Genomic DNA, 24,358 nt, shown 5'->3' on the forward strand with positions numbered 1-24,358 from the left:
GTTTGGCACCGCCCGTCCCCGGATCTCTCAGGCCGTCCTGTCGCTCAGGCGGCCAGTTTCACCTTTTTTCCCGTGCTCTCCACCAGCGCCTGGTGCAGCGCCTTGATGGTGGGGGCCAGGTCGTCACGCTCCATGATGAACTGCACGTCCACGTTGCGCGGCCCCTGGCTGGCGCCCAGGCTTTCCATGCCGGCCTCGGCGATGGCCTGAAGCCCGCGGGTCAGCACCGACAGCCCGCGCAGATCGCGGCCCACGACCGAAGCCATGCCTAGCGTGCGCGCCTTGATCTCGGCCGAGGGGTACAGCTTGGCGATGTCCTTCTCGACGCGGCGCATCTTCTTGAGCGAGGCATCCACGTAATGCGTGATCGTGTTGGCGTTCGACACCTTGGACACGATGCGCACGTCATGCCGGGTCAGCACGTCGAGGATCGCGGCGTCATAACCCTTCACGCCGACCATGTCCTGCTCGAACACTTCCAGCGCCACGACGTTCAGCCCGGTGACGATCTCGACCGCGGCCTCGTCGGCGGGCTGATCGTCGATCAGCGTGCCCGGGTCATGCGGCTCGAAGGCGTTTGTCACGCGCAGCGGCACCTCGGCCTGGCGCAGCGTCTTGGCCGCCTTCGGGTGGATCGCCTCCATCCCCAGGTTCGACAGCTGGTCGGCCACGTCGTAATTGGTCCGGCCCAGCTTGCGCACATTCTCCTGACCCACCAGCTTGGGATCGGCCGAGGAGAGGTGGAATTCCTTGTGGATGATCGCCTCGCGCGCGCCCGTCAGGGCGGCCAGCTTCGAGAAGGTCACCTCGGAATAGCCGCGGTCGAACTCGCGCATGAGCCCTTCGGCACATTGCGCATAGCCGGTCACGATGGGCATCTCGGTTGCCGGGTCGATCCCGTCCATCGCCTGCGTGATACGCTCTTCCAGCGTCACGTCGCCCTCGTCGCGCCAGCCCGACAGGTCCACCAGCCGGGCATTGATGCCGGCGCGCTGCAGCAGCAGCGTGGTGACGAAGGCGGAATGCGCCTCGCCCAGCCCGCTCAGCAGCTCGCGGATCTGCAACATGTGCTCGGACAGGCGGAAATGACCGTAGGCGCAGAGGCGCTGCAGGTCGATCAGGCAGTTACGGGCGCCCTCGATCCGGTCGCGCACGAATTCGCGCGCCCGGTCCTGGTCGCCGGCCTGGTCGAGCACCGCGTCATGCGCCTCGATCATCGCATCGCCGACCTCACGCAGGGCATCGTGCCAGCCATGATCGTTCTCGGCGTTCGAGAACTGGCCGTAAACGCCGGGTTTGCCGCTCTTCTTGTGCTCCAGCAGGCGATCGGTGATGCCGCCGAAGGCCGAGACGACGAAGATCCGGCCGTAAGGATCGGCCCCGTCGCCCCGGATGAAGAGCGTGTCCAGCAATTCGTTGACGCGGGACATGGATGTCCCGCCGATTTTCTCAACCGTATGACTCATTGCGTCTCCAGTTCTTCGGGCGCGGCATAAGAGCCGTCTTCCCGGTGCACCTCGGTGCCCGTCACGGGCGGGTTGAAGCAGCAGGCCATGACCAGCTCTTCATCCGCCTTCAGAACGTGACGGTCATGCTTGTCCAGCGCGTACATGACGCCCGGCTTGATGGCGTGGACCTCGCCGGTCGCCAGGTCGGTGATCGACCCGGTGCCCTGCATGCAGTACACGCTCTCGAAATGGTTCTTGTACTCGAAGGTGTGCTCCGAGCCTTCCTCGAGGAAGGTGATGTGGAACGAGAAGCCCATCCCGTCACCGGCCAGGAGCATCCGCACCGAGGACCATTTCGCATCCGAGACGACGCGGTCCCGCTCGTTTTTCACGATCTCGTTGAAATCACGTACGATCATATCTGTTACTCCGCTGCCATCTTGGAGGATTGGGTGGCTTCGATGGTCGCCTCGAGCAGGATGCCCAGGCCTTCCTGCATCAGCTCGGAGCTGGTGGTCAGGGGGGCGAGCACCTTGACAACCTCGTCGTCGGCGCCGCTCGTCTCGATGATCAGGCCCTTCTCGAAGCAGCGCGCGCAAATGTCACCGGCCAGCTCGCCCGAGCCGACATCGACGCCCTGCATCAGGCCGCGGCCCTTCAGCTTGGCGCCCGGCACGGCCTCGGCCACAGACTGCAGACCGCTGGTCAGCAGCACGGCCTTCTCGGCCAGCTCTTTCTGGAACGTGTCGTCCTTCCAGAACTTCTCGAGCGCGACGCGCGCGGTGACGAAGGCATGCGTGTTGCCGCGGAAGGTGCCGTTATGCTCGGCAGGCTTCCAGATATCCAGCTCGGGCTTCAGCAGCAGCGCCGCGAAGGGCAGGCCCATGCCGCTGAACGACTTGGCCATCGGGATCAGGTCCGGCTCGATGCCCATCTCCTCGAAGGAGAAGAAGGTGCCGGTCCGGCCACAGCCCGCCTGGATGTCATCGGCGATCAGCAGCGCGCCGTGCTTCTGAGCCAGCCGCGCCACGCCCTGCATGAACTCGGTCGAGGCGGCGTTCAGACCGCCCTCGCCCTGCACGGGCTCGATAATGAAGGCGGCCGGCGCATCGACACCCGAGGACGAGTTGTCGAGCATCTGCTCGATCAGGCTCAGGCTGTCGACATCGTCGCCGAAGGCGCCCTCGAAGGGCATATGCGTGGTGCCGCAAAGCGGCGTGCCGGCGCCGGCACGCTTGCCGGAATTGCCGGTGCAGCTGAGCGCGCCCATGGTCATGCCGTGAAAGCCGTTGGTGAAGGCGATGATGTTGCGGCGCCCGGTGATCTTGCGCGCCAGCTTCATCGCGGCCTCGACGGCATTGGTGCCGGTCGGGCCGGTCATCATGACCTTGTAGTCCATGTCGCGCGGCTTGAGGATGATGTCCTCGACCGCCTGAAGAAACTTGGCCTTTGTGTCAGTGAACATGTCCAGACCATGGGTGATGCCGTCGGCCTGGATATGCTCGACCAGCGCGGCCTGCATGTCCGGGTCGTTATGGCCGTAGTTCAGCGAGGAACAGCCGGCGAGGAAGTCGATATAGCGGCGGCCCTGGTCGTCCCACAGTTCCGAGCCTTTGGCCCGGGCGAAACGCGTGGGGAAGGACCGGCAGTAGGAACGCGCCTCGCTTTCGCGGCGCGAAAAGATGTCGGTCGGGGTGGATGTCTCGTTCGTCATGGAACGGTCCTCATGTTGGGAATATCAAGGGGCGTGGCGCGGACCCGGCACGGTCAGGCGGCGGGTCGACGGGCCACGACAGGCATGTCTGGCGCACCCCCTGCGGGATGCGCCGGCCGCATCAGGCGGCGCGTGCCAGTTCGATCTCTTCGGGCAGGGTGATGATCACCATGTGCTCGGTCGCGTGCTGACCATCGAAATGGTCGTCACGGGTATAGTGCGGTGCGTCGGTCATCTCGCCGCCGATGTCGCGGGCAAAGCTGCGAAACAGCCCCCACGAGGCGTCATTGTCGGCGGTGATCGTCGTCTTGAGGGCGTGGCAGTCACCACAATTCTCGCGCTCGACGAGGTGGCGCAGCATCTTCTTGCCAAGGCCGAGACCGCGCGCCTTTTCGCTCACCGCGACCTGCCAGACGAAGAACGCCCCGTCGGTCGGGATGATGTGACCCGAGATCCAGCCCACGACCTCGCCATCCAGCTCGGCCACGACGCAGGTGTCACGGAAATGCTCCGCCTGAACGATATTGCAGTACATGGAATTCTCGTCCAGCGGGTGGCAGTCGCGCACGAGGTCCCAGATGGCAGCCCCGTCCGTCGCGTCGGGCTTGCGCAGACGAGGCGTGCGTGATCGGGGTGTGGAAATGTCTTTCGGCATGGGTCACTGCTCCCTGAACTGTTCGGATAACTAAGTAGTCTAGGCGGTGAAAAGTTTCAACATCCAAAGCAGTTTTTTCCGCTCATAGCGCGATTTCCCTGTTTTTTCGGGAAAAATGGGCGAAAAGGACTAACAATTTTCGACCGCACCCCTTAATTAGCTGAAGCAACTTGGCGCAACCATGTAAAGGGTGGATCATTCTGACACAGCATGTCACATTGGCCTCCGTTCCAGAGGTGCCCATGGACCGGACTGACGAAAGCCTCATCGCCTTGCGGCGCATCCTGCGCACGACCGAGCTCTATTCGCGCGATCTCGCACAGGCCGCGGGGCTGACGCCGGCGCAGCTGCGCGTGCTGCAGATCGTCGTGGCCAAGGGCGGCCGCACGACGCCCAAGGCGCTGGCCACCCAGATGGGCGTCAGCCAGGCCACCGTGACCGCGCTGCTCGACAAGCTGCAATCGCGCGGGCTGCTGACACGCACCCGCTCGCAGGCCGACCGCCGCCAGACCGACGTCACCATCACCCCCGACGGGCAGGCCGCCACGGACGAGGCACCCGACGCGCTGCAGCAGCGCTATGTCAAGGCGTTCGAGCGGCTGGAGGACTGGGAACAGGCCATGCTGGTCGCCGCGCTGGAACGCGTCGCCGCCATGCTGGACGCCGAGGATATCGACGCCTCCCCCGTGCTGGCCATCGGTGACATCAAGACCGGAAAGACGAGCCACTAAGGCACCGACCGGGACCTGTCGCGGTGCGTCCGCAAGTCGATTGGTTCGGCGTCCCGGACCGGTCCGATCGCGCGCGTGTTGCGGACGGGAACGTCCCTTGCTCCAGATCAGCCGTCCGCCCCGCTCTCCGACTGACCCCTCAGCTGTGCTCTTCCTCGGCCGAGGCCTTCAGCGCCTCGTTATAGGCCTTGAGCGCGTCGACGTGGAAGAGCGCGCCCTGCAGGACCGGCTCTTGCGTGCGGCCCTCCAGCGTGACCACGGGCAGGAAAGCCACGCCCGAGCGGTCGAACATGGGCAGCGCCACCTCCAGCGTGGCGCCGGCCTGCACGAAGAGCCCCTGCTGGATCATGCGCAGGCAGGCCTCTTCATCGGCGGCACCCTCATCGGTGGGCTTGCGCATCACGCCCTGAACGCGGAACATGGTCAGCAGGTAGGCCTGCGGCCCCTCGGCCAGGTGCACGTGGCGCCGCTCCAGCTGGGTCAGGAAGAAGGACCGGTCGACCAGCCGCGAGGCCAGCGCGGTCGACATCGACACCGAGATCATCACCGCCAGCCCGGTCTGCCAGTCGCCCGTCAGCTCGAACACGATCAGCGTGGTCGAGATCGGCGCGCCTAGCACCGCCGCCGCCACCGCGCCCATGCCCGCAAGCGCATAAAGCGTGAAGGCCGAGGAGACCTCGGGGAAGAGCCCGGTGGCGATATGGCCGAAGGCCAGCCCGGTCAGCGCCCCCACCATCAGCGAGGGCGAGAATACCCCGCCCCCCATGCGCCCCGCCATGGTCACCGCGACCGCGCAGACCTTGAGCACGGCAAAGACGAAGGCCTCGTGCAGCACGAGGCTGCCGGTCAGGGCACGCGAGGTGGTCTCGTAACCGACGCCGATGATATGGGGGAAATAGATCGCCATGGCGCCGAGGATCAGCCCCGCCACGGCCGGGCGCAGCCAGTGGGGCAGGCCCAGCCTGTTCTGCAGCGCGGTCTCGAGATCGTCGGCAAAGAAGATCGCGCGCATCATGATCACCGCCACGGCGCCGCAGACGAGGCCGAGGATGAAGAAGGCCGGCAACTCCAGGTAGAACTCCACCACCGTGGTGCCGGGCAGCACGAACTCGGTCACGTCGCCATAGACCAGCCGGTTGATCACCGTGCCCGCGGCGCTGGCCACCACGATGGGCGCAAAGGCGTGCAGCGCGAAATGGCGCAGGATGACCTCGAGCGCGAAGAGCGCGCCGGCAATGGGCGCGTTGAAACTGGCCGAGACGGCGGCGGCGACCGCGCAGCCCAGCAGGTCGCGCCCGGTGATCCCGTCGGCGCGCAGCGTGTTGGCCACCCAGGACGAGACCATGGCCGCGATATGCACCACCGGCCCCTCGCGCCCGGTGGAGCCGCCGGTCGACAGGGTGATCCAGGAACAGAGCGCCGAGGCGATGCCGGCCTTCTTCTCGACCCGCCCGTCATTGAGCGCCGCCCCCTCGATCACGTCGGCCACGGCGCGCACCCGCCCGTCGGGCGTGGCCAGGTGCAGGATCACCCCCACGGCCACCCCGCCCAGCACCGGGATCAGCAGCACGACGAACCAGGGCAGCGTCTCGGCGAAACTGTGCAGCGTGTTGACGTCCTCGGTGCGGTAGACCAGCGTCTGCAGCCCCTCGACCGCGGCGCGGAAGGCGATGGCCGCCAGGCCCGAGGCGATGCCCAGCCCCAGCGCGATGAACCAGAACTGCACCTGGCTGGGCCCGCGATGGCGCACCATGTCCCAGCCGCGCGCCACCTGCAGGCGGGCGGACACCCATTGCTGACGCAGAAAGCTCAACCCTTCCGACCTCCTCCGATCCGGTGGCTTTTCCGCCGGCCACGGCCCGGCTAGACTGGACGGGACACCCACCGGAGATCCCGACATGGCCATCGCACAGGCGCTCGACGCGTTGCACGCACTCCTAGGCGAACGGTGCAGCATCTCCAAGTCCGAACGCGACCTGCACGGCCGATCGGAGTCCCATTTCCCCCCGATGCCCCCCGATGCGGTGGTCTGGCCCGAAACGACGGCGGAGGTCCGGCAGATCGTGCGGATCTGCGCCACCGAGGGCTGTCCGGTGATCGGCTGGGGGGCGGGAACCTCGCTGGAAGGGCACGGGCTGGCCGTGCAGGGCGGCGTGGTGGTGGATTTCGCACACATGAACCGCGTGCTCGAGATCCGGCAGGCCGACATGGATGTCACCGTGCAGCCCGGCGTCACGCGCGAGGCCCTGAACGAGGAACTGCGCGCCACGGGGCTCTTCTTCCCGGTCGATCCCGGCGCCAATGCCACGCTGGGCGGCATGGCCATGACCCGCGCCTCGGGCACCACGACGGTGCGCTATGGCAGCATGCGCGACAATGTGCTGGCGCTCGAGGTGGTGCTGGCCGATGGCCGCGTGATCCGCACCGGCACGAGGGCGCGCAAATCCGCCGCGGGCTACGACCTGACCGCGCTGATGGTGGGCTCCGAGGGAACGCTCGGCTTGGTGACCGAGCTGACCCTGCGCCTGTCCGGCATCCCCGAGGCGACGAGCGCGGGGATCTGCGCCTTTCCCGACATGGGCTCGGCGGTGAACGCGGTGATCGAGACCATCCAGATGGGCATCCCCATGGCCCGGATCGAGTTCGCCTGCGCCGAGACGGCCCGCGCCTTCACCGCCTATGCCGGGGTCGAGATGGCCGAGGCGCCGCACCTGATGGTCGAGTTCCACGGCGCGCCCGACAGCGTCGCGCAGAATGCCGAGCGCTTCGCCGAGATCGTCGCCGATCATGGCGGCGCGCCCTTCCGCTGGTCGACCCGCGAGGAAGAGCGCCGCGCGCTCTGGGCGCTGCGCCACGCCGGCTATTACGCGATCCTCGCGTCGCGCCCCGGGGCGCGCGCGCTGGTCACCGATATCTGCGTGCCGATCTCGCGGCTGGCGCAGGCGATGGCAGAGACGCAGGCCGACATCGCCGCCTCCCCCCTGCCCGGCCCGATCCTCGGACATGTCGGTGACGGCAATTTCCACGCCGTGCTGATGATCGACGAGGCAGTGCCGGCCGAACTGGACGAGGCGAAACGGCTGGCACAGCGCATGGCCGAACGCGCCCTGAGACTGGGCGGCACCTGCACCGGCGAGCACGGGATCGGCATGGGCAAGACCGGGCTGATGGCGGCCGAGCATGGCGCGGGCTGGGACGTGATGGGCCAGCTCAAGACCGCGCTCGACCCGCAGAACCTGATGAACCCCGGCAAGCTGGTGCCGGGCAACTGACCGATCGGTCCGGCGTCACGGGGCGGCGTGCAGCCGCCGGACAAGCCGTGCCGCACGGGCCGCCCGGTCAGCCCGTGTCGCCGCGTCGGGCCGTGCCATGGCCCCGGTGGCGCAGCGGATTTGCCAGTCGCCGACCAGCAGATCGACCCACAGCGCCGCGGCCGCCCCGGCCGGGCCCGTCACCCGGTCCGCCGCGACTTCCCGCGCGAACAGGGCTGCCAGCCGGGGAAACACTGCGCCACGTCCGGCCTCGGCCAGCACTTGGCCCAGGGAACCGCTGGCATCTGACGCCGCGGCGCGGTTCAGCGCGATGGCCCGCTCGCTCAGCAGCATGTCCAGCAGCGCGGCACCGACCGCCTCCAGATCCTGCTTGTCGGCCGGGGCCGCAAGCATGACATCCAGCCGCTCCGACACCTGCGCCGCATTGCGCGCGATCAGCGCCCGGAACAGGCCCGCCTTGTCGCCATACCAGCGATACAGAGTCTCGTTCGACGCCTTCGCCCGCCGCGCAACCGCCAGCATCGACATGCCCGCCAACCCCTTCTCGGCCAGAAGGGCATAGGCCGCTTCGGCAATCTGCGCCTCGCGCGCCGCTTTGGTTTCGGGTGTCAAGACCGCCTCCAATTCCGTCTTGACTGAAACCGTACACGTGGTTACGGGTATGCGCAACCGTACACCCGATTACGCCAACTGGAGCACCGCCATGCAAGACCCCACCACCTTCCGCGCCGCCATCGCCATTCTGGCGATCCTGCAGACCGTCATGCTGGGCGCGCTGTTCGCCGGCGTGCCGCCGCATCCGCCCGTTCAGGTCGCGCCGTTCGGCATCGGCCCGTTCCTGGGCGCATCGCTGGCGATCTGCGCGGCCGCCTGGATGCTGGCGTCCCGCCGCCGTCCCGCCCTGCTGCTGGGCGGCGCGGCTATCGTCGCGGCGCTGGTCTCGTTCGGCCCCCAGAAATATTTCGACCCGCAGTTTCCGCTGATCTGGCCCGCCGTGCTGATCGCTCAGGCCGCGATCGCCACCCTGCTGGTTCAGCTGGTCGCCCTGCCCCGAACCCGCGGCGTCCCGGCATGAGCGCGCGCACCCTGACCGCCGGCTTCGCGACCCTGCTGCTGAGCGGCGCGATCTTCGGCTTCTTCTACGCCTGGATCTGCTCGACCATGTGGGGGCTCGACACGCTGGACCCGCGGATTGCCATGGCGGCGATGCAGGCGATGAATGACAGCGTGCGCAACGCCGTCTTCGCCCCGGCGTTCTTTGCCACGCCCGTCGTGGCCGGACTGGCCGCAGGGCTGGCCCTGCGCGACGGCGCGCCCCGTGCCGCGCTGGCCTTTGCCGCGGCGGCACTGGTCTACCTGCTGGGGGGCATGGGGCTGACCATGGCCGTGAACGTACCGATGAACGAGGCGCTGGCCAGCCGCGAAGTGCCCAGCGACATCGACACCGCCCGCGCGATCTGGCAGGACTATTCGCCGCGCTGGCAACGGTTCAACACGCTTCGCACGCTCGCCTCGGGTGTCGCGCTGATGCTGTCCGGTTACGGTCTGGTCGCGCTGGCCCGCGCCTGACCCTCAGACCGCGGCCAGAAGGGCCCGTGCGGCGGCGCGGGCCTCGTCGGTGACGGTATCGCCGGCCAGCATGCGGGCGATCTCGCCTTCGCGCTCGGTCTCGGCCAGGGCCACCACGTCGGAGCGCGTCTGCTCGCCCTCGACCCGCTTGGCCACGCGCCAGTGATGCGCGCCGAGGGCGGCGACCTGCGGGGAATGCGTGACGACCAGCACCTGCCCCTCCTCGGCCAGCGCCTTCAGGCGGCGGCCCACGGCATCGGCGGTGGCACCGCCCACGCCGCGGTCGATCTCGTCGAAGATCATCGTCACGCCGGCATCGCGCTCCTGCGAGAGGCAGACCTTGAGCGCCAGCAGGAAGCGGCTGAGCTCGCCGCCCGAGGCGATCTTGTTGAGCGGCCCCGACGGCGCGCCGGGATTGGTGGCCACGGTGAAGCTGACCGCGTCGCGCCCCTCGGGCCCGGCGGGCGCTTCGTCGAAGACGGTGCGGAACACCGCGCGCTCCATCTTGAGCGGCGCCAGTTCGGCCGCCACGGCCGCGTCCAGCCGTTCGGCCGCGGCGCGCCGGGCCGCGCCAAGCGCCTCGGCGGCCGCGTCATAGTCGGCCTCGGCCGCGCGCAGCTCGACCTGCAGCGCGTCCAGCCGTGCCTCGCCCGCGTCCAGCGCCTCCAGCCGCTCCGACAGCTCGGCGGCCAGCCCGGGCAGGTCGTCGGCCAGCACCTGATGCTTGCGGGCCAGCCCGCGCAGCGCAAAAAGCCGCTCCTCGGTCTCTTCCAGCTCCAGCGGGTCGAAGTCCAGCGCGTCGAGGCAATCGGCCACGCCCTGCGCGGCTTCGTCCAGCTCGGCCATGGCGCGGGACAGCGCCGCCAGCGGCGCGTCGAGCCGGCCCTCGGCCTTGTCCGCCGCGCCCTCCAGCCAGCGCAGCGCGCCGGCCATGGCGCCCTCGGCGCCCTCGTATCCCAGCGCGGCCGAGGCCTGCGCGATGTCCGAGCGGATCTTCTCGGCCCCCTGCATGGCGCGGCGGCGCGCGTCCAGCTCGGCCTCCTCGCCCGGCTGCGGCGCCAGCTTGTCCAGCTCGGCCACGGCGTGGCGCAGGAAATCCTCCTCGGCGCGGACCGCCTCCAGCGCCTCCTCGGCCGTCCGCAGCGCCTTGCGGGCGCGCGCCATGCCGGTCCAGGCCGTGCGCACCGCGGCGCTTTCCGCCTCGACACCGGCATAGGCGTCGAGCAGGGCGCGGTGGCCGCGCGGGTCCAGCAGGCCCCGATCATCATGCTGCCCGTGCAGCTCGACCAGCGTCTCGGAGAGCCGGCGCAGCACCTCGCCCGAGACGCGGCGGTCATTGACCCAGCCGGTCTTGCGCCCGTCGCGCGTGTTCACCCGGCGCAGGATCAGCTCGGAGCCGCCGGGCAGGCCGGCCTCGTCCAGGACGGCATGTGCGGCATGGCCCTCGGCCAGCTCGAAGACGGCCGTCACCTCGCCCTGCGCGGCACCGCTGCGCACCAGCTCGGCCCGGCCGCGCCAGCCCAGAACGAAGCCCAGGCTGTCCAGCAGGATCGACTTGCCGGCGCCAGTCTCGCCGGTCAGCACGTTCAGACCCGGCTGGAAGGCCAGGTCCAGACGTTCGATGATCAGCATGTCCCGAATTTCAAGCGCGCGCAGCATGGGAGTGTTCCGTCAGGCAGGTGGGGTGCCCCGCCCGGCCTAAAGCCATTCGCCCTTGATCATCTGGCGATAGACGGCCGACAGCCAGTTGTCGCCGAAGACGCCGGGCTCTAGACCCTGCCCTGTCAGCAGCCGGTAGCTGTCCTCGTACCACTCGGTTGAGCGGTAGTTGTAGCCGAGGATCGCCGCCGCGGTCCGCGCCTCGTCGGTCAGGCCCAGCGACAGGTAGGATTCGACCAGCCGATGCAGCGCCTCGGGCGTGTGGGTGGTGGTCTGGAAATCCTCGACCACGACGCGGAAGCGGTTGATCGCCGCGGCGAAATGATCGCGCTTGAGGTAGTAACGGCCGATCTCCATCTCCTTGCCGGCAAGGTGATCGAAGGCGAGGTCGAATTTCAGGATGGCCGAGCGGGCATATTCGCTGTCGGGATAGCGCTCGATCACGGTGCGCAACGCCTGCAGCGCCTGAAAGGTCAGGCCCTGGTCGCGCCCCACCAGCTCGATCTGGTCGTAATAGCTGAGCGCCAGCAGGTATTGCGCATAGGCCGCGTCGTCATCAGCGGGGTAGAAATCGATGAACCGCTGCGCCGCCGAGCGCGCGTTCACGTAATCCTTGTCCTGGTGATAGGCGAAGGCCTGCATGATCAGCGCGCGTTTGGCCCAGTCCGAATAGGGATAGAGCCGCTCGACCTCGCCGAAATAGAACGCCGCATCCTCGGCGTCGTTCTCGTCCAGCTCGTACTCGCCGCGTTCGAAGATCTGCTTGGCGGTGAAGGCCTCCAGCGGCGCGCCGCCCGGCCCCACATCCTTGCGCTCCAGCTCGCCGCAGCCGGCAAGGCCCAGCGCAGCCAAGGCCGCCGCGATCGTCAAAACCCGAGATCCGCCCCCTGCCATGCTCAAACCCTCTGCTCTCCTGCGCCGCGTTGGCATGGGTCTAGCACAGAAAATTCCGGGGCAAAATGTCTTAACACGGGTTTTATCGGCGCGGTTGCGCCCATCCTTCCGGCTCAGGCGACCGCCGGGATCTCGTGCCGGCCCACGCCCCAGCCGGGCAGCCGGGCGGCGCGGGATTCGTCACACAGAACAACACGGTAGGCGTCGGGCGTGGCAAAGAGCGCATGCAGCAGCGCGTTGGTCATGGCGTGGCCCGCCTTGTGCCCCTCGTAGAGCCCGAGGATCGGGCCACCGGCCAGCGCGAGGTCCCCCAGCGCGTCGAGCATCTTGTGGCGCACCGCCTCGTCGGCATGGCGCAGCCCGCCCGGGCTCAGCACCTGGTCACCCTCGACCACGACGGCATTCTCGTAGGTGCCGCCAAGCGCCTTGCCGGCGGCGCGCATCGCCTCGACATCGCGGGCGCGGCAGAAGGTCCGGCTGTCGCAGAGCTCACGCACGAAGGCACCGTTGGCAAGGTCCAGAACCTTGTCCTGCCTGCCGATCGCGGCATCGTCGAAATCGATGTGAAAGGCCATCTGCGTGCCCGACGCGGGCGACAGGCGGGCCCAGCCCCCGGAGGTGTGCACCGAGACGGGGGTCACCACCTCGATCGCGCGCACCGGCGCCTCGAGCTGGCGCACGCCGCGGGACAGGATGCCGCGCACGAAGGGCGCGCTGGAGCCGTCGAGGATCGGGCATTCCGGGCCGTCCACCTCGATCAGGGCGTTGTGCACGCCGCAGCCGGCCAGCGCGGCCATGACATGTTCGATGGTCGAGACGGAGACGCCCGCGCGGTTGCGGATCAGCGTGCAGAGCGGCGAGGTCTCGACCGCGTCCCAGCGGGCCGGCACCATGCGGTCGCCCAGGGCGATGTCCACGCGTTTGAACCAGACGCCGTGTTCGGCCCCGGCCGGGCGGATGGTCAGCCGGACCGGGCGGCCCGAGTGAAGGCCGGTGCCATGAAAGGTGATCGCCGAGCGAATGGTGGTCTGCATGGGTTGCCCCTTCTGTCTGCCACGTCTCATCCTGCCGCGCGTGGTCTTGGGAGTGCAGTAAGGGATGCGGGCCCGATCGCTCAAATCAAAGTTTGCAACGTCCTGAAACACGCCACCCGGCGATTCGGCGGCAACCCGCGCACCCCCCGAAGATGCCCCGCAACCCACTGTTCCAGAAGAGGAAAATCGCGCTGCAAACGTACCCGGAAATCCCGGCGCCACGGCCCGATTGTCACGAAAGCTGCGCCACGCTGTCATCTTTCGTCATCGATGTGAGCGGAGCTGCAACAGGCCCTCACAGCAAAAGGGCGCGCCTTCCTGCGAAGACGCGCCCCTTGTCGGGATCACTGGATGGGCCGATCAGTTCGCCTGGCGGCGCAGGAAGGCCGGGATCTCGATGCGCTCGGCATCGGGGTCGTTCTGGCTGTCCTCGACCGGGGCCGGGCGCTGCTGCGACTGCACCGGCGGGGCAGTGCGGCGCGACGGCGCCTGCTGGGCGTCACCGCCCGAGCCATGGCCGGTCATGCGACCGATCAGCGTGTTCATGCTGAACAGCTTCTCGGAGCGCTGCGCCTGCGGCTGCTGTTGCGGCTGGGCCTGCGGCTGCTGCTGCTGCGCCTCGCGGGTGCGGGCCGCGGCAGTCTTCAACCGGTCGATCGCTTCCTGGCTGGGGGTGCCCGGCGTGCCGCGGGTGGGCACCACGAAGTCGGCCGGGTCGGCCTCGATCGTGTCGGGCGCGGGGCGGAACTCGCTCGCGGCGGGCTGGTAGACCGGCGCCGGCAGGCCGTCATCGTCATTCACCCGCTCTTCGAAGATGTGCTCCATCTCGTCCTCGGCCGCGGCGCGCTCGGCATCCATGCTCTCGAAGAGCGAGGGCTCCTCGACCGCGTGGGGCTGGGCTTCGGCGGCGACGGGCTGCGGGGCCGGCTCGGGCTGCGGCGCCGGTGTCGCGGCCGTCGGGGTCGGCTCGGGCACGGTCTGCGGCTGCAGCGGCTGGCGCATGCTGCGACGCGGCACGGGCACTTCGCCCACATTGTCGCTGGCATCGATGCCGGTGGCGACGACCGAGACCCGCATCATGCCGGCCATGCCGTCATCCAGCGTGCTGCCGACGATGATGTTGGCATCGGCATCCACCTCTTCGCGGATGCGGTTGGCCGCCTCGTCGAGCTCGAACAGGGTCAGGTCGTGGCCGCCGGTGATGTTGATCAGCACGCCCTTGGCGCCCTTCAGGCTGATCTCGTCCAGCAGCGGGTTCGCTATGGCCTTCTCGGCCGCCTGGATCGCGCGTTCCTCGCCCTCGGCCTCGCCGGTGCCCATCATCGCCTTGCCCATCTCGTCCATCACGGCGCGCACGTCCGCGAAGTCGAGGTTGATCAGGCCGGGCCGCACCATCAGGTCGGTCACGCCCTTCACGCCCTGGTAGAGCACGTCATCGGCCAGGCTGAACGCCTCGGTGAAGGTGGTCTTCTCGTTGGCAAGGCGGAACAGGTTCTGGTTGGGGATGATGATCAGCGTGTCGACCACCTTCTGCAGGTGCTCGACCCCGTCCTCGGCCTGCTTCATCCGCTTGGCGCCCTCGAACTGGAAGGGCTTGGTCACGACACCGACGGTCAGCACGCCCAGCTCGCGCGCGGCCTGCGCGATGATCGGCGCGGCGCCGGTCCCGGTGCCGCCGCCCATGCCGGCGGTGATGAAGCACATATGCGCACCGGCCAGGTGATCGACGATCTGCTCGATGCTCTCCTCTGCGGCGGCGGCGCCCACGGTGGCCCGCGCCCCGGCGCCCAGCCCCTCGGTCACCTTGACGCCCAGCTGCACGCGGCTGTTCGAGCGGCTCTGCTGCAGCGCCTGCGCATCGGTGTTGGCGACGACGAAATCGACGCCATCCAGCTGCTTCTCGATCATGTTGTTGACGGCGTTGCCGCCGGCCCCGCCCACGCCGAATACCGTGATACGCGGCTTCAACTCGTCCTGACCGGGCATGGATAGGTTCAATGTCATGTGTCTGTCCGCCTGTGTTCTTTGGCCACTTCCAGGCCTGTGCTCCGCCTGTTCCCGCCCACCTTATCGCTTGACAGGCGGCGCGTCACGCGAAAATCGGCAGATTTCTACCAAATCTGCCACATTTCGGGCGCATTTCCGCGGGATTTCGCCGGCTCGTCTAGATCCGGTAGGCTGGGCGCAAGACGACACCAGACACGGGGCCGGCACAGGGGCCCCGCGAGGGATCGGTGCTTCGATTTTCAGGGAGCCTGCCCGACATCCCTCACGGCCTCTGACGGGCCTGTTGGCGTTTTGTTAACAGGTTTATCCCCGCCCGTCACGCGGGAATTTCGGCCCTGGCGCGACGGAACGGCTGCCCCGCCAGGGCCGTGACCCTAGCTGATCAGCAGGTCGAACAGGCTGTCCACCCCGGCCAGGTACAGCACGTCGCCATCGCCGAAATCCATCCGCAGCCCGCTGAAGACCTCGCCGCCCGGTGCCACCATCTGGCCATGCGCAAGGCTGTCCAGCACCATGCCGGCGCCCAGCTCGATCACGTCGAGATCGGCCTCGTAATCCCAGATCACGTCGCGCCCCGAGCCGGTGCCGAAGACGAAGCGGTCCTCGACCCCGTCCGCGCCGCCCGACAGCGAGTCGTCGCCCGCCCCGCCATCCAGCGTGTCGCGCCCGGTGCCCCCGTTCAGCACGTCATTCTCGGCCCCGGGATAGAGCGCGTCCGAGCCGAAGAGCAGGTCATCCCCTGCCCCGCCATTGACCGTGTCATCGCCCTGCCCGCCATAGGCGGTGTCATCGCCGACATCGCCGTTCACCACATCCGCGCCCCACTGCCCGTGCAGCAGGTCATCGCCTTCGCCGCCATGCACCGTGTCCTCGCCCTGCCCGGCCCAGACCGAATCCCGGCCCGCATCGCCGAAGAGCAGATCGTCGAAGCCGAAGCTCGCGTCATCTCCGGTCCAGTCGCCGATGATCCAGTCGGCCCCGTCGCCGCCGCGCACCGTGTCCGAGCCGTCCCCGGCATAAAGCACGTCATCCGCCGTGCCGCCGGTCAGCAGGTCGTTGCCAGTCTCGCCGTCCAGCGTGTCCTGCCCCGCCCCGCCATGCAGCGTGTCGTGGTTGTCGCCGCCATAGGCGCGGTCATTGCCGTAGCCGCCCGAGAAATACTCGCGCAGCGCGCTGCCCTCGAAGCGATCGGCAAAAGGCGTGCCGAAATCATAGACATCCCCCGGCAGGGTGATGACCGGCGGGTTGAACGTGTAAGTCGGCTGCAGAAAATCGAACATGTCGGAACTCCTTGTGCACCAGAAACCGTGACATCAGGCAGGCTGTCACAGCCTCACGTTGCAGGTCATTGGCGGAATTCCTGACGGAGGTTTTCCCGACCTTGCCCGGCACCCGGCCGGGCCGGGCCCGCCGCAGCAGGTCAGTTCGATCGGGCCGCGGCGCGCCTTACCAGTTGTCGCGGAACCACTGCACCGCGCGCTTGAAGCCGCGCCCCGACAGCCGGTCCGAGGGGATCTCGAAATCCCACCACTCGTCCTGCGGATGCGCGGCGAACAGGCACAGCCCCACGCAGGAGGCAAAGCCCGGCCCGGTCGCCGCCTGCGGCAGCCCGTGCACGCGCAACGGCCGACCCAGCCGGACCTGCTGTCCCAGGATCTTGCTGGCCAGCCCGTCCAGCCCCGGGATCTGGCTGGCGCCGCCGGTCAGCACGATCTGCTGGCTGGGCAGGTGGTCGAACCCGGCCGCGTCCAGCCGCGCGCGCACCTCCTCGAGGATCTCCTCGACCCGCGGGCGCATGATGCCGATCAGCTCGGCGCGGCTGACCGTGCGGCGGTCATGTTCCCAGTCGCCGGTCTCGCCCCCGGTCTCGATCATCTCGCGGTCGTCCATGCCGGTGGCCACCACCCCGCCATAGAAGGTCTTGATCCGCTCGGCCGTGGCCATGGGCACCTGCAACCCCATCGAGATGTCGCTGGTCACGTGATCGCCGCCCATGCGCACCGCATCGGCATAGATCATGTGCTTCTTGATGAAGATCGACACGCCGGTCGCCCCGCCGCCCATGTCGATGCAGGCCGCGCCCAGCTCCTGCTCGTCCTCGACCAGTGCCGAGATCCCCGAGACATAGGCGGACGAGGCCAGCCCCGCCAGTTCCAGGTCGCAGCGCTTGACGCAATGGGCAAGGTTCTGGATCGCCTGCGCATCCACCGTCAGCATGTGCATGTCCGTGGACAGCTCGTTGCCGATCTGGCCGCGCGGATCGATCAGCCCCGAGCGGTGATCCAGCGCGAAATTCACCGGCTGGGCATGTAGCACCTCGCGGCCATGGCCGAAATCGGGCACCTCGCATTCCGACAGCACGCGCGCCACGTCCTGCTCGTCCACCGTCATGCCCATGACGTCCACCGTGCCGTCCAGCCCGTAGCTGCGCGGCCCCGCGCCCGAGAAACAGGCGATCACGTGGTCGACCCGGATCCCGGCCATCTTCTGCGCCGCCTGCACCGCGGTGCGGATCGCCCGCTCGGTCTCGGACATGGAGTGGATCTCGCCAAAGCGCACCCCGCGCGACCGCGTGGTCGCCGCGCCGATCACGCGAAAGCCCGACTGCCCCGCCAGCGAGCCGATGCCGTCCTCGAGCGGCTCCGAGCCGTCGAAGCGCAGCACGAGACAGGCGATCTTGGACGATCCCACGTCCAGCACCGCGATCACCCCGCGCTGCATCGCCGCCCGGCGCATGTTGCGCATTGCCCTCTGGGATTCGTAGAGCTCGATCATGTCCGTTCAGTCCCCACCAGCCTCAATCGCCTTGATCCGCCACATCTCCTGCGTGGCTTTCTCACTCATCCGTATGGTCGGACGCCGCGGCAGGCGCAGGTCCACGACCAGCAGGTCGCGCGCCAGCATGTCCACCGCCTGGTCCATGGCGATGGCGCGCTCCAGCGCGCGCACCGCCCCCGTCTCGGGCAGCATCAGCCGCTGGCCGCGGTTCAGCACCACGTCCCAGCGCCGGCCGCCCATGCGCTCGAACCCGCGCAACCGGCCCCGGATCGGGCCAGTCACGGCATAAAGCGCCAGCGCCTCGTCCACCGCCTGCTCGGCCCCGGCCCCGGCGATCACCGGCAGCGCAGGATGCGCCGCCCGCGCCGCCGCCGCGCCGACCAGCACGCCGCTTTCGTCCAGCCGGAACAGCCCGTCCGCCCGGCGCCACAGCACTGCCGGCACGCGCTCGACCACGTCGATCTGCAACACCCCGCCCTGCCGGATGCGCAGCTCGGCCGATTTCACCGGGTTCAGCGCCACGACCTGCGCCTGCATCGCCGGCAGGTCCAGGTCGAACGAGCTGATCGGAAAACCGATCGGCAGCAGCGCCCGGATCGCCTCGGACAGCTCCGCCGAGGCGCCGTCGATCGCCATCATCTTCACCTGGAATTCCGGCCGGCTTTCGACCGAGGCACGCAGATCCGCCACCATCAGGTTGAAGGCCTGCCGGTTCTCCTCGACCGACACCCAGGCCGAGGCGCCACCGAAACACAGCGCGAAGGGCAGGCCCACGCGCAAAGCAAAGCGGAAGACCGGCGTCAGCATCAGACGCTCGATGCGGTATTTCAGCCGCGAGGCGCTCGGATCCAGCCGCGCCATCTGCGGATCGGGCCGGGTCAGCGGCGGCTCCATCCGGCTCATGCGCCCCTCCCCGGGACCACGCCCCGGCTTCTTCTCTTTCCAAATACTCCGGCCGCCGCCAGCCACGCGGCGCGGCGCGACGGGGAAGGCATCACCGATCGCATGAGGCATCCTCCACCATCCACGCGCAGAACGCCCCGAAGCTCAGCCCGATCAGCCCCGCATGTTCCGGCGACAGCGAGGTCGGCGTCATGCCCGGCTGCGTGTTGGTCTCCAGAAGCACCAGCCCGGCCGGACCCTTCGCCGCGTCCCAGCGGAAATCGGTGCGGCTCACCCCGCGGCAGCCCAGCGCCCGATGCGCGCGCAGCGCGAAATCCAGGCAGGCCGCCTCGATCGCTTCGGGCAGCTCGGCCGGGCAGATGTGGCGCGACCCGCCGGGCGTGTACTTGGCATCGTAATCGTACCAGCCCTCGGTCAGGATCTCGGTCACGCCCAGCGCCCGGTCGCCCATCACCGTCACGGTCAGCTCGCGCCCCGGCACGAAGGCCTCGACCATCACAAGGTCGGGCATCTCCGCGCCCAGCACGGGCGGTGCGCCGCCCGCCTCGACCAGGATGATCCCGACGGACGAGCCCTCGTTATAGGGTTTCACCACGTAGGGCGGCGCCATGACATGGCCCGCCGCCACCTCCGCGCGCGAGGCCAGCAGGCTCTCCGCCACCGGCAGCCCGGCCGTCTCGTAGACCTGCTTTGTGCGGATCTTGTCCATCGCCAGCGCAGAGGCCAGCACGCCGGAATGGGTATAGGGCAGGCGCAGCCATTCCAGCAGCCCCTGCACGCAGCCATCCTCGCCCCAGCGCCCGTGCAATGCGTTGAACACGACATCCGGTGACAGCGCGACCAGCCGCTGCGCCAGGTCGGCGCCCGCGTCCAGTTCCGTCACCTCATACCCTTCGTCCCTCAAAGCGGCGGCACATTCCCGCCCGGAAGAAAGCGACACCTCGCGCTCGGCCGAGGGTCCGCCCTTCAATACCGCCACTTTCGGGAGTGTCCTGCTCGACATCCCCAAAACCGCCTCGACTGCCCCGGGGGTCACGCCCCCCCGATTTCTCTCGCGGGATCGGTAACGCGCCCCGCGTGTGTACGGGCCCGCGCCAGCCGCTTCCGGCCCCGCGCGCCCAGTTCGTTGTTTCTGGTGACCTGCCCTAGGTCTGCCGCCGGGGCGTTTGCCGCCCTCGGATGTATTATTGATGACCGGTTAAGGTTAACCGCGGGTTAAAGCCTGCCCGCTCAGCTGTCCCCGTCCCCGGCCGCATCCGGTCCGGCCTCGCCGACCCGCATGATTTCCCAGTCTAGCGATATTCCGCTGTGTTGGAAAACCCTTTTTCGCACCTCCTCGCCCAGACCTTCAAGATCCGCGGCGCTGGCGCCCCCGGTATTGACCAGGAAATTCGAATGTTTCGGGCTCATCTGCGCCGCCCCGCGCATCGCACCGCGCAGGCCCGCCTCGTCGATCAGCTTCCAGGCCTTCAATTCGTGCGTGTCATCCGCCTGCCCGGTCGAGGAGAACCCCGCCGGGTTGCGAAAGGTCGAGCCGGCGCTGCGGTCCTTGGTGGGCTGCGTCGCGTCGCGCTTGGCCAGCTGCGCCGCCATGCGCGCGGCCAGCTCTTCGGGATCGCCCCGCCGCGCCGAAAGCTCCGCCTCGACCACCACCATGCCCTCGGGCAGATCGCTGTGACGATAGGCAAAACCCATTTCCTTCGGGCCCAGCACCACCACCTCGCCCGCCCGGGTCACCGCCCGGGCCTGAACGAAATGATCGGCCATGTAGGACCCGTAGCAGCCCGCGTTCATGCGCACCGCGCCGCCGATGCTGCCGGGAATGGTGCGCAGGAAGGTCAGGTCCAGCCCGGCCTCGGCCGCCCGCTTGGCCACATGCGCATCCAGCGCCGCGGCCCCGGCGATCACCCGGTCGCCCTCGATGCGGATCCCGTTAAAGCCGCGCCCCAACCGGATCACCACGCCGCGCAGGCCACCGTCGCGCACGATCAGGTTCGACCCGACCCCCATGGCAAAGACCGGCACCGAGGGCGCCAGCGCCGCCAGGAAGGCCGCAAGGTCCTCCAGGTCGGCGGGCTGGAAGAACCACTCCGCCGGCCCGCCCACGCGCAGCCAGGTCAGCTCGCTCAGGTTCCGTCCCGGCGTCAGGCGCCCGCGTGTCTGTGGAAGATCGCTCATCCCCGCCTGCTAGACCGCCACGCGCCCGGGGGCAAGCCCGCGCAGGGCACACCGCGTCTCAGGCGGCCGCCAACCGCGTCCCGGCCCAGCCCAGCGCCGCGCCGATCGCCAGCGCGACCAGCCCCGGCACCACCGCGCCCCACAGGAACAGCGTGTGCACCAGTACCTCCAGCCCTGCCGCCGCGCTCTCCTGCCACAGGGCCCAGCCCGCCAGCGCGACCAGCAGGCCAGCCAGGCCCAGCGCCCGCTCGGGACGCCCGGCGCGCAGCGCGGCAAAGCCGGTCAGGGCACTCAGGAAAATGGCGGCAAAGGGGACGATCAGCAGCATGGGTCGGGTCCTTCCTCTCGGTCCCTCAACCCTGACGCCAGGTCAGCGGTTCCGACAGTCCGGAATACCCCCGCCGCTCAGGCGCCCGACACCCGGCCCCGCAGCCAGGCCAGCAGGTAGCGCACGGGCCAGCGCAGCACGCTCATCCCCGCGACCAGCACCAAGAGCCCCAGCCACGGCCCGTTCTCGTAGGTGACATAGCCCAGGATCGGTACGCCCAGCGCGATCAGCAGGTAGGCGCGGCGCCAGTGATTGTCCTTCGAGGGCAGCATGGCCAGCACATTGGCCAGGATCGCCCAGAGGCATGCAAGGATCAGCGATATGCTCATGTCCGGTCTCCGCCCCCCGTTTGGCAGCGCCACTCTGCCAAGCCGGACAGGCCACGGCAACCTCTTCCGAGACCGGCCTCTTTCATCTTTCCAGAAATACTCATGACGCCCGCGCCACGGGCGCACCCGCCGGGCGGATCAGCGGGGCGGCCGCAACCGCCCCGACAGGCTCAGCCCTTCAGCCGCTCGGGCAGCGCATTGGCCCAGGCCGAGATCGTGCCCGCGCCGAGGCAGACCACCATGTCGCCCGGCTGCGCCTGCTCGCGCACCAGCCGTTCCAGGTCGTCCTCGTCGCGGATCGCGCGGGCATGGCGATGGCCGTGGCGCACCAGCCCGGCCACCAGGTCATCGCGCGAGGCGCCGGCGATGGGCTCTTCGCCCGCGGCAAAGACCTCGGCGATGGCCACCACGTCGGCCTCGTTGAAACATGTGCAGAATTCCTCGAAATGATGGCTCAGCCGGGTGTAGCGATGCGGCTGGTGCACCGCGATCACGCGCCCCTCGCAGGCCTGCCGCGCGGCCTTGAGCACCGCCGCGATCTCCACCGGGTGATGGCCGTAATCGTCGATGATCGCCACGCCATCCACTTCGCCCACGCGGGTGAAGCGGCGGTTGACGCCGCCGAAGGCGGCCAGCGCGGCGCGGATCTCGTCACCGCTCATCCCCAGGTGCCGCGCCACGGCCACGGCCGACAGCGCGTTCGAGACGTTGTGATCCCCCGGCATCGGCAGGGCACAGCCCTCGATCACCTCGCCCGAGGCCTGGAAGACCACGTCGAACCGCGCCACGCCCTTGACGTAATGCAGGTTCACCGCGCGCACATCGGCCTGCGCGTTGAAGCCGTAGGTCACCACGCGCCGGTCGGTGATCTTGCCCACCAGCGCCTGCACCTCGGGATGGTCGATGCAGCACACGGCCAGCCCGTAGAACGGGATGTTCGAGACGAAATCCTGGAAGCCGCGGCGCAGGTTCTCGATCGAGCCCCAATGCTCCATGTGCTCGGGGTCGATATTGGTCACGATGGCGATGGTCGCGGGCAGGCGGTTGAAGGTGCCGTCGCTCTCGTCGGCCTCGACCACCATCCACTCGCCCTGCCCCATGCGCGCGTTCGAGCCATAGGCATGGATGATGCCGCCATTGACCACGGTCGGGTCGAACCGGCCGGCATCCAGCAGCGTGGCTACCATGGTGGTGGTCGTGGTCTTGCCATGCGTACCGGCCACGGCGATGTTGGATTTCAGCCGCATCAGCTCGGCCAGCATCTCGGCCCGGCGCACCACCGGCAGGCCGCGCGCCCGCGCCGCGTCCAGCTCGGGATTGCCCGGCTTGATCGCCGAGGAGATCACCACCACCTCGGCGCCCTCGAGGTTCTCGCCGCTTTGGCCCTCGAAGATGCGCGCGCCCATGCCGGCCAGCCGCTCGGTGATCTTCGAGCGTTTCAGGTCCGAGCCCTGCACCGCATAGCCATGGTTCAGCAGCACCTCGGCAATGCCCGACATGCCGATGCCGCCGATGCCGACGAAATGGATGGGGCCCACGTCCCCGGGCAGTTTGGTTGCGCCGGTCATGCATGCGCTCCGTTCGAGTTCCAGATCCTTCATGTCCCGCCCCTTTCCTGTCAGGCTTGTTATCGGGTCTCAAGCACCAAGGGGGCGGGTCCGGACAGCGGCCCAGGCCGCCCGGTTTCTCTGTCCTGTCCCCTGTCGCGCCCGGGCGATGCGTGCCGCCCGGATCGCCGTCTCAGTCCTGCGCGGCCGATGTGCCCCGGCCTGCGGCAAGCTCTTCCACCAGCGCGGCCAGGTCCTCGGTCGCCTCCGGTCGTGCGACGCCCAGCGCCGCGCGCGCCATCTGGATGGCACCCTGTTCGTTCTCGAGGATCGCCCGGATCGACTCGCTCAGGCTGTCGATGTCCAGCCGGCTCTCCGGGATCTTGATCGCCGCGCCCGCCTCGACCAGCGCCCGGGCATTGGCGCTCTGGTGATCGCCGGTGGCATGCGGGTACGGGATCAGGATCGAGGGCCGCCCGATCACCGCGATATCCGCCACCGAGGAGGCGCCCGAGCGCGAGATCACCAGCTGCGCCTCGCTCATCCGCGCGGGCAGATCGGTGAAGAAGGGCTGCACATCCGCGTTCAGCCCGTTCTCGGCGTAATAGGTCGCCACGCGCGCGCCGTCCTCGTCGCGGGCCTGGTGGCTGACGCGCAGGTTGCACACGATCTCCAGAGGCAGCCCGGCCAGCGCCGGCGGCACCACGTCCGACAGCATGCGCGCGCCCTGGCTGCCGCCGATCACCAGCACCGACATCGGGTACGGCCCGGGCGCGATATAGCCCGCGCCCGCGCGTTCGCGCACCGCCAGCCGCACTGGGTTGCCCACATGCACGCCCTCCACCCCCTCGGGCAGGTCGGTCGGCCAGATGCCGCAGGCGACCACGTCGACCTTGGGGGCGAAGAACCGGTTCACCCGGCCCAGCACGCCGTTCTGTTCATGGATCATGCGCGGCAGTTTCAACAGCCGCGCCGCGCCCAGGGCCGGGATCGAGGGGTAACCGCCAAAACCCACCACCACGTCGGGCCGGTCCCGGCGCATCCGCGCGGCCATGGACAGCACGCCGCGCGCCACCTTGAACGGCACGCCCGCCTTCGCCAGCATGCCGCCCCGCGCCGGCGTGCCCGAGGTCACCTGCTCGATCTCGACCGAGTGCGGGAAGCCGCCGGTATAGCGCGCGCCGCGCGCATCGGTCGACAGCTTGACCCGCCAGCCCCGGCGCAGCATCAGCTCGGCCAGGGCCTGGGCCGGGAACATGTGCCCGCCCGTGCCGCCGGCGGCCATCACCAACAGGGGCTTGCGCTCAGCCAT

General features: G+C 68.9%; 23 protein-coding genes. 4 read left to right on the top strand and 19 right to left on the bottom strand.

The window, feature by feature from the left end; translation table 11 throughout:
• Positions 1–44: 44 nt before the first annotated feature.
• The 4 genes from AVJ23_RS18870 to ectA all read right to left on the bottom strand — a co-directional run bounded on the left by AVJ23_RS18870 (position 45) and on the right by ectA (position 3,817).
• The gene (locus AVJ23_RS18870; RefSeq protein WP_058863785.1) at positions 45–1,466 is read right to left on the bottom strand and encodes an aspartate kinase; all 1,422 of its coding nucleotides are present in this window, start codon (positions 1,464–1,466) and stop codon (positions 45–47) included.
• The gene (locus AVJ23_RS18875) at positions 1,463–1,867 is read right to left on the bottom strand and encodes an ectoine synthase (protein WP_058863786.1); all 405 of its coding nucleotides are present in this window, start codon (positions 1,865–1,867) and stop codon (positions 1,463–1,465) included. The genes AVJ23_RS18870 and AVJ23_RS18875 overlap by 4 nt, the downstream gene beginning before the upstream one ends.
• Before the next feature lie 5 nt (positions 1,868–1,872).
• Complete coding sequence (ectB, locus tag AVJ23_RS18880) at positions 1,873–3,162, bottom strand: diaminobutyrate--2-oxoglutarate transaminase (RefSeq protein ID WP_058863787.1); 1,290 nt, start codon at positions 3,160–3,162, stop codon at positions 1,873–1,875.
• A gap of 121 nt (positions 3,163–3,283) precedes the next feature.
• Entirely contained in the window at positions 3,284–3,817 is a 534-nt protein-coding gene (gene ectA, locus AVJ23_RS18885; protein ID WP_058863788.1) for a diaminobutyrate acetyltransferase, read from the bottom strand.
• Positions 3,818–4,059: 242 nt separating this feature from the next.
• On the opposite strand from ectA, the gene AVJ23_RS18890 reads away from it, so the two are divergent.
• The gene (locus AVJ23_RS18890; RefSeq protein ID WP_058863789.1) at positions 4,060–4,548 is read left to right on the top strand and encodes a MarR family winged helix-turn-helix transcriptional regulator; all 489 of its coding nucleotides are present in this window, start codon (positions 4,060–4,062) and stop codon (positions 4,546–4,548) included.
• A 139-nt stretch (positions 4,549–4,687) separates the two neighbouring features.
• Here the strand turns inward: AVJ23_RS18890 and AVJ23_RS18895 are convergent, their stop codons facing one another.
• On the bottom strand, positions 4,688–6,301 hold the full coding sequence (locus AVJ23_RS18895; RefSeq protein WP_099045540.1) for a chloride channel protein: 1,614 nt from the start codon (positions 6,299–6,301) through the stop codon (positions 4,688–4,690).
• Between the two features lie 145 nt (positions 6,302–6,446).
• Between AVJ23_RS18895 and AVJ23_RS18900 the strand changes: the two genes are divergently transcribed.
• Positions 6,447–7,820: an FAD-binding oxidoreductase gene (locus AVJ23_RS18900; protein ID WP_058863791.1), complete on the top strand. Its 1,374-nt coding sequence runs from the start codon at positions 6,447–6,449 to the stop codon at positions 7,818–7,820.
• A gap of 15 nt (positions 7,821–7,835) precedes the next feature.
• On the opposite strand, the gene AVJ23_RS18905 is transcribed toward AVJ23_RS18900, so the two are convergent.
• Positions 7,836–8,432, bottom strand: a complete 597-nt coding sequence (locus tag AVJ23_RS18905) for a TetR/AcrR family transcriptional regulator (RefSeq protein ID WP_058863845.1) — start codon at positions 8,430–8,432, stop codon at positions 7,836–7,838.
• A gap of 49 nt (positions 8,433–8,481) precedes the next feature.
• Here AVJ23_RS18905 and AVJ23_RS18910 point away from each other — a divergent pair, with 49 nt between their 5' ends.
• Entirely contained in the window at positions 8,482–8,895 is a 414-nt protein-coding gene (locus AVJ23_RS18910; protein WP_240484725.1) for a hypothetical protein, read from the top strand.
• A complete protein-coding gene (locus tag AVJ23_RS18915) occupies positions 8,892–9,389 on the top strand; it encodes an anthrone oxygenase family protein (RefSeq protein WP_058863792.1) in 498 nt (165 codons plus the stop codon). Before AVJ23_RS18910 ends, AVJ23_RS18915 begins: the two co-directional genes overlap by 4 nt.
• Positions 9,390–9,392: 3 nt before the next feature.
• Here AVJ23_RS18915 and recN read toward each other — a convergent pair whose 3' ends face one another.
• The 13 genes from recN to AVJ23_RS18980 all read right to left on the bottom strand — a co-directional run bounded on the left by recN (position 9,393) and on the right by AVJ23_RS18980 (position 24,358).
• Positions 9,393–11,048 carry a DNA repair protein RecN gene (gene recN / locus AVJ23_RS18920; protein WP_058863793.1) on the bottom strand — a complete coding sequence of 552 codons (1,656 nt, stop codon included), beginning with the start codon at positions 11,046–11,048 and terminating at the stop codon, positions 9,393–9,395.
• 39 nt (positions 11,049–11,087) lie between these two features.
• Positions 11,088–11,942 (bottom strand): outer membrane protein assembly factor BamD, encoded by an 855-nt coding sequence (locus AVJ23_RS18925; protein ID WP_058863794.1) that lies wholly within the window; start codon positions 11,940–11,942, stop codon positions 11,088–11,090.
• Between the two features lie 113 nt (positions 11,943–12,055).
• The gene (gene lpxC / locus AVJ23_RS18930; protein WP_058863795.1) at positions 12,056–12,976 is read right to left on the bottom strand and encodes a UDP-3-O-acyl-N-acetylglucosamine deacetylase; all 921 of its coding nucleotides are present in this window, start codon (positions 12,974–12,976) and stop codon (positions 12,056–12,058) included.
• Between the two features lie 360 nt (positions 12,977–13,336).
• A complete protein-coding gene (gene ftsZ, locus AVJ23_RS18935) occupies positions 13,337–14,980 on the bottom strand; it encodes a cell division protein FtsZ (RefSeq protein ID WP_058863796.1) in 1,644 nt (547 codons plus the stop codon).
• Between the two features lie 377 nt (positions 14,981–15,357).
• Entirely contained in the window at positions 15,358–16,263 is a 906-nt protein-coding gene (locus tag AVJ23_RS18940) for a calcium-binding protein (RefSeq protein WP_058863797.1), read from the bottom strand.
• A gap of 166 nt (positions 16,264–16,429) precedes the next feature.
• Complete coding sequence (ftsA, locus tag AVJ23_RS18945; RefSeq protein WP_058863798.1) at positions 16,430–17,758, bottom strand: cell division protein FtsA; 1,329 nt, start codon at positions 17,756–17,758, stop codon at positions 16,430–16,432.
• Between the two features lie 6 nt (positions 17,759–17,764).
• Entirely contained in the window at positions 17,765–18,664 is a 900-nt protein-coding gene (locus tag AVJ23_RS18950) for a cell division protein FtsQ/DivIB (protein ID WP_099045536.1), read from the bottom strand.
• Positions 18,665–18,755: 91 nt separating this feature from the next.
• A complete protein-coding gene (locus tag AVJ23_RS18955) occupies positions 18,756–19,673 on the bottom strand; it encodes a D-alanine--D-alanine ligase (RefSeq protein ID WP_099045537.1) in 918 nt (305 codons plus the stop codon).
• A 221-nt stretch (positions 19,674–19,894) separates the two neighbouring features.
• Complete coding sequence (murB, locus tag AVJ23_RS18960) at positions 19,895–20,842, bottom strand: UDP-N-acetylmuramate dehydrogenase (protein ID WP_058863801.1); 948 nt, start codon at positions 20,840–20,842, stop codon at positions 19,895–19,897.
• Between the two features lie 58 nt (positions 20,843–20,900).
• Positions 20,901–21,170, bottom strand: a complete 270-nt coding sequence (locus tag AVJ23_RS18965) for a hypothetical protein (RefSeq protein ID WP_058863802.1) — start codon at positions 21,168–21,170, stop codon at positions 20,901–20,903.
• Between the two features lie 77 nt (positions 21,171–21,247).
• The gene (locus AVJ23_RS18970) at positions 21,248–21,499 is read right to left on the bottom strand and encodes a DUF2484 family protein (RefSeq protein WP_058863803.1); all 252 of its coding nucleotides are present in this window, start codon (positions 21,497–21,499) and stop codon (positions 21,248–21,250) included.
• A 170-nt stretch (positions 21,500–21,669) separates the two neighbouring features.
• A complete protein-coding gene (murC, locus tag AVJ23_RS18975; protein ID WP_058863847.1) occupies positions 21,670–23,067 on the bottom strand; it encodes a UDP-N-acetylmuramate--L-alanine ligase in 1,398 nt (465 codons plus the stop codon).
• Positions 23,068–23,239: 172 nt separating this feature from the next.
• A complete protein-coding gene (locus AVJ23_RS18980; RefSeq protein ID WP_058863804.1) occupies positions 23,240–24,358 on the bottom strand; it encodes a UDP-N-acetylglucosamine--N-acetylmuramyl-(pentapeptide) pyrophosphoryl-undecaprenol N-acetylglucosamine transferase in 1,119 nt (372 codons plus the stop codon).

The organism is Pseudoponticoccus marisrubri (assembly GCF_001482405.1).
Lineage (GTDB): Bacteria > Pseudomonadota > Alphaproteobacteria > Rhodobacterales > Rhodobacteraceae > Pseudoponticoccus > Pseudoponticoccus marisrubri.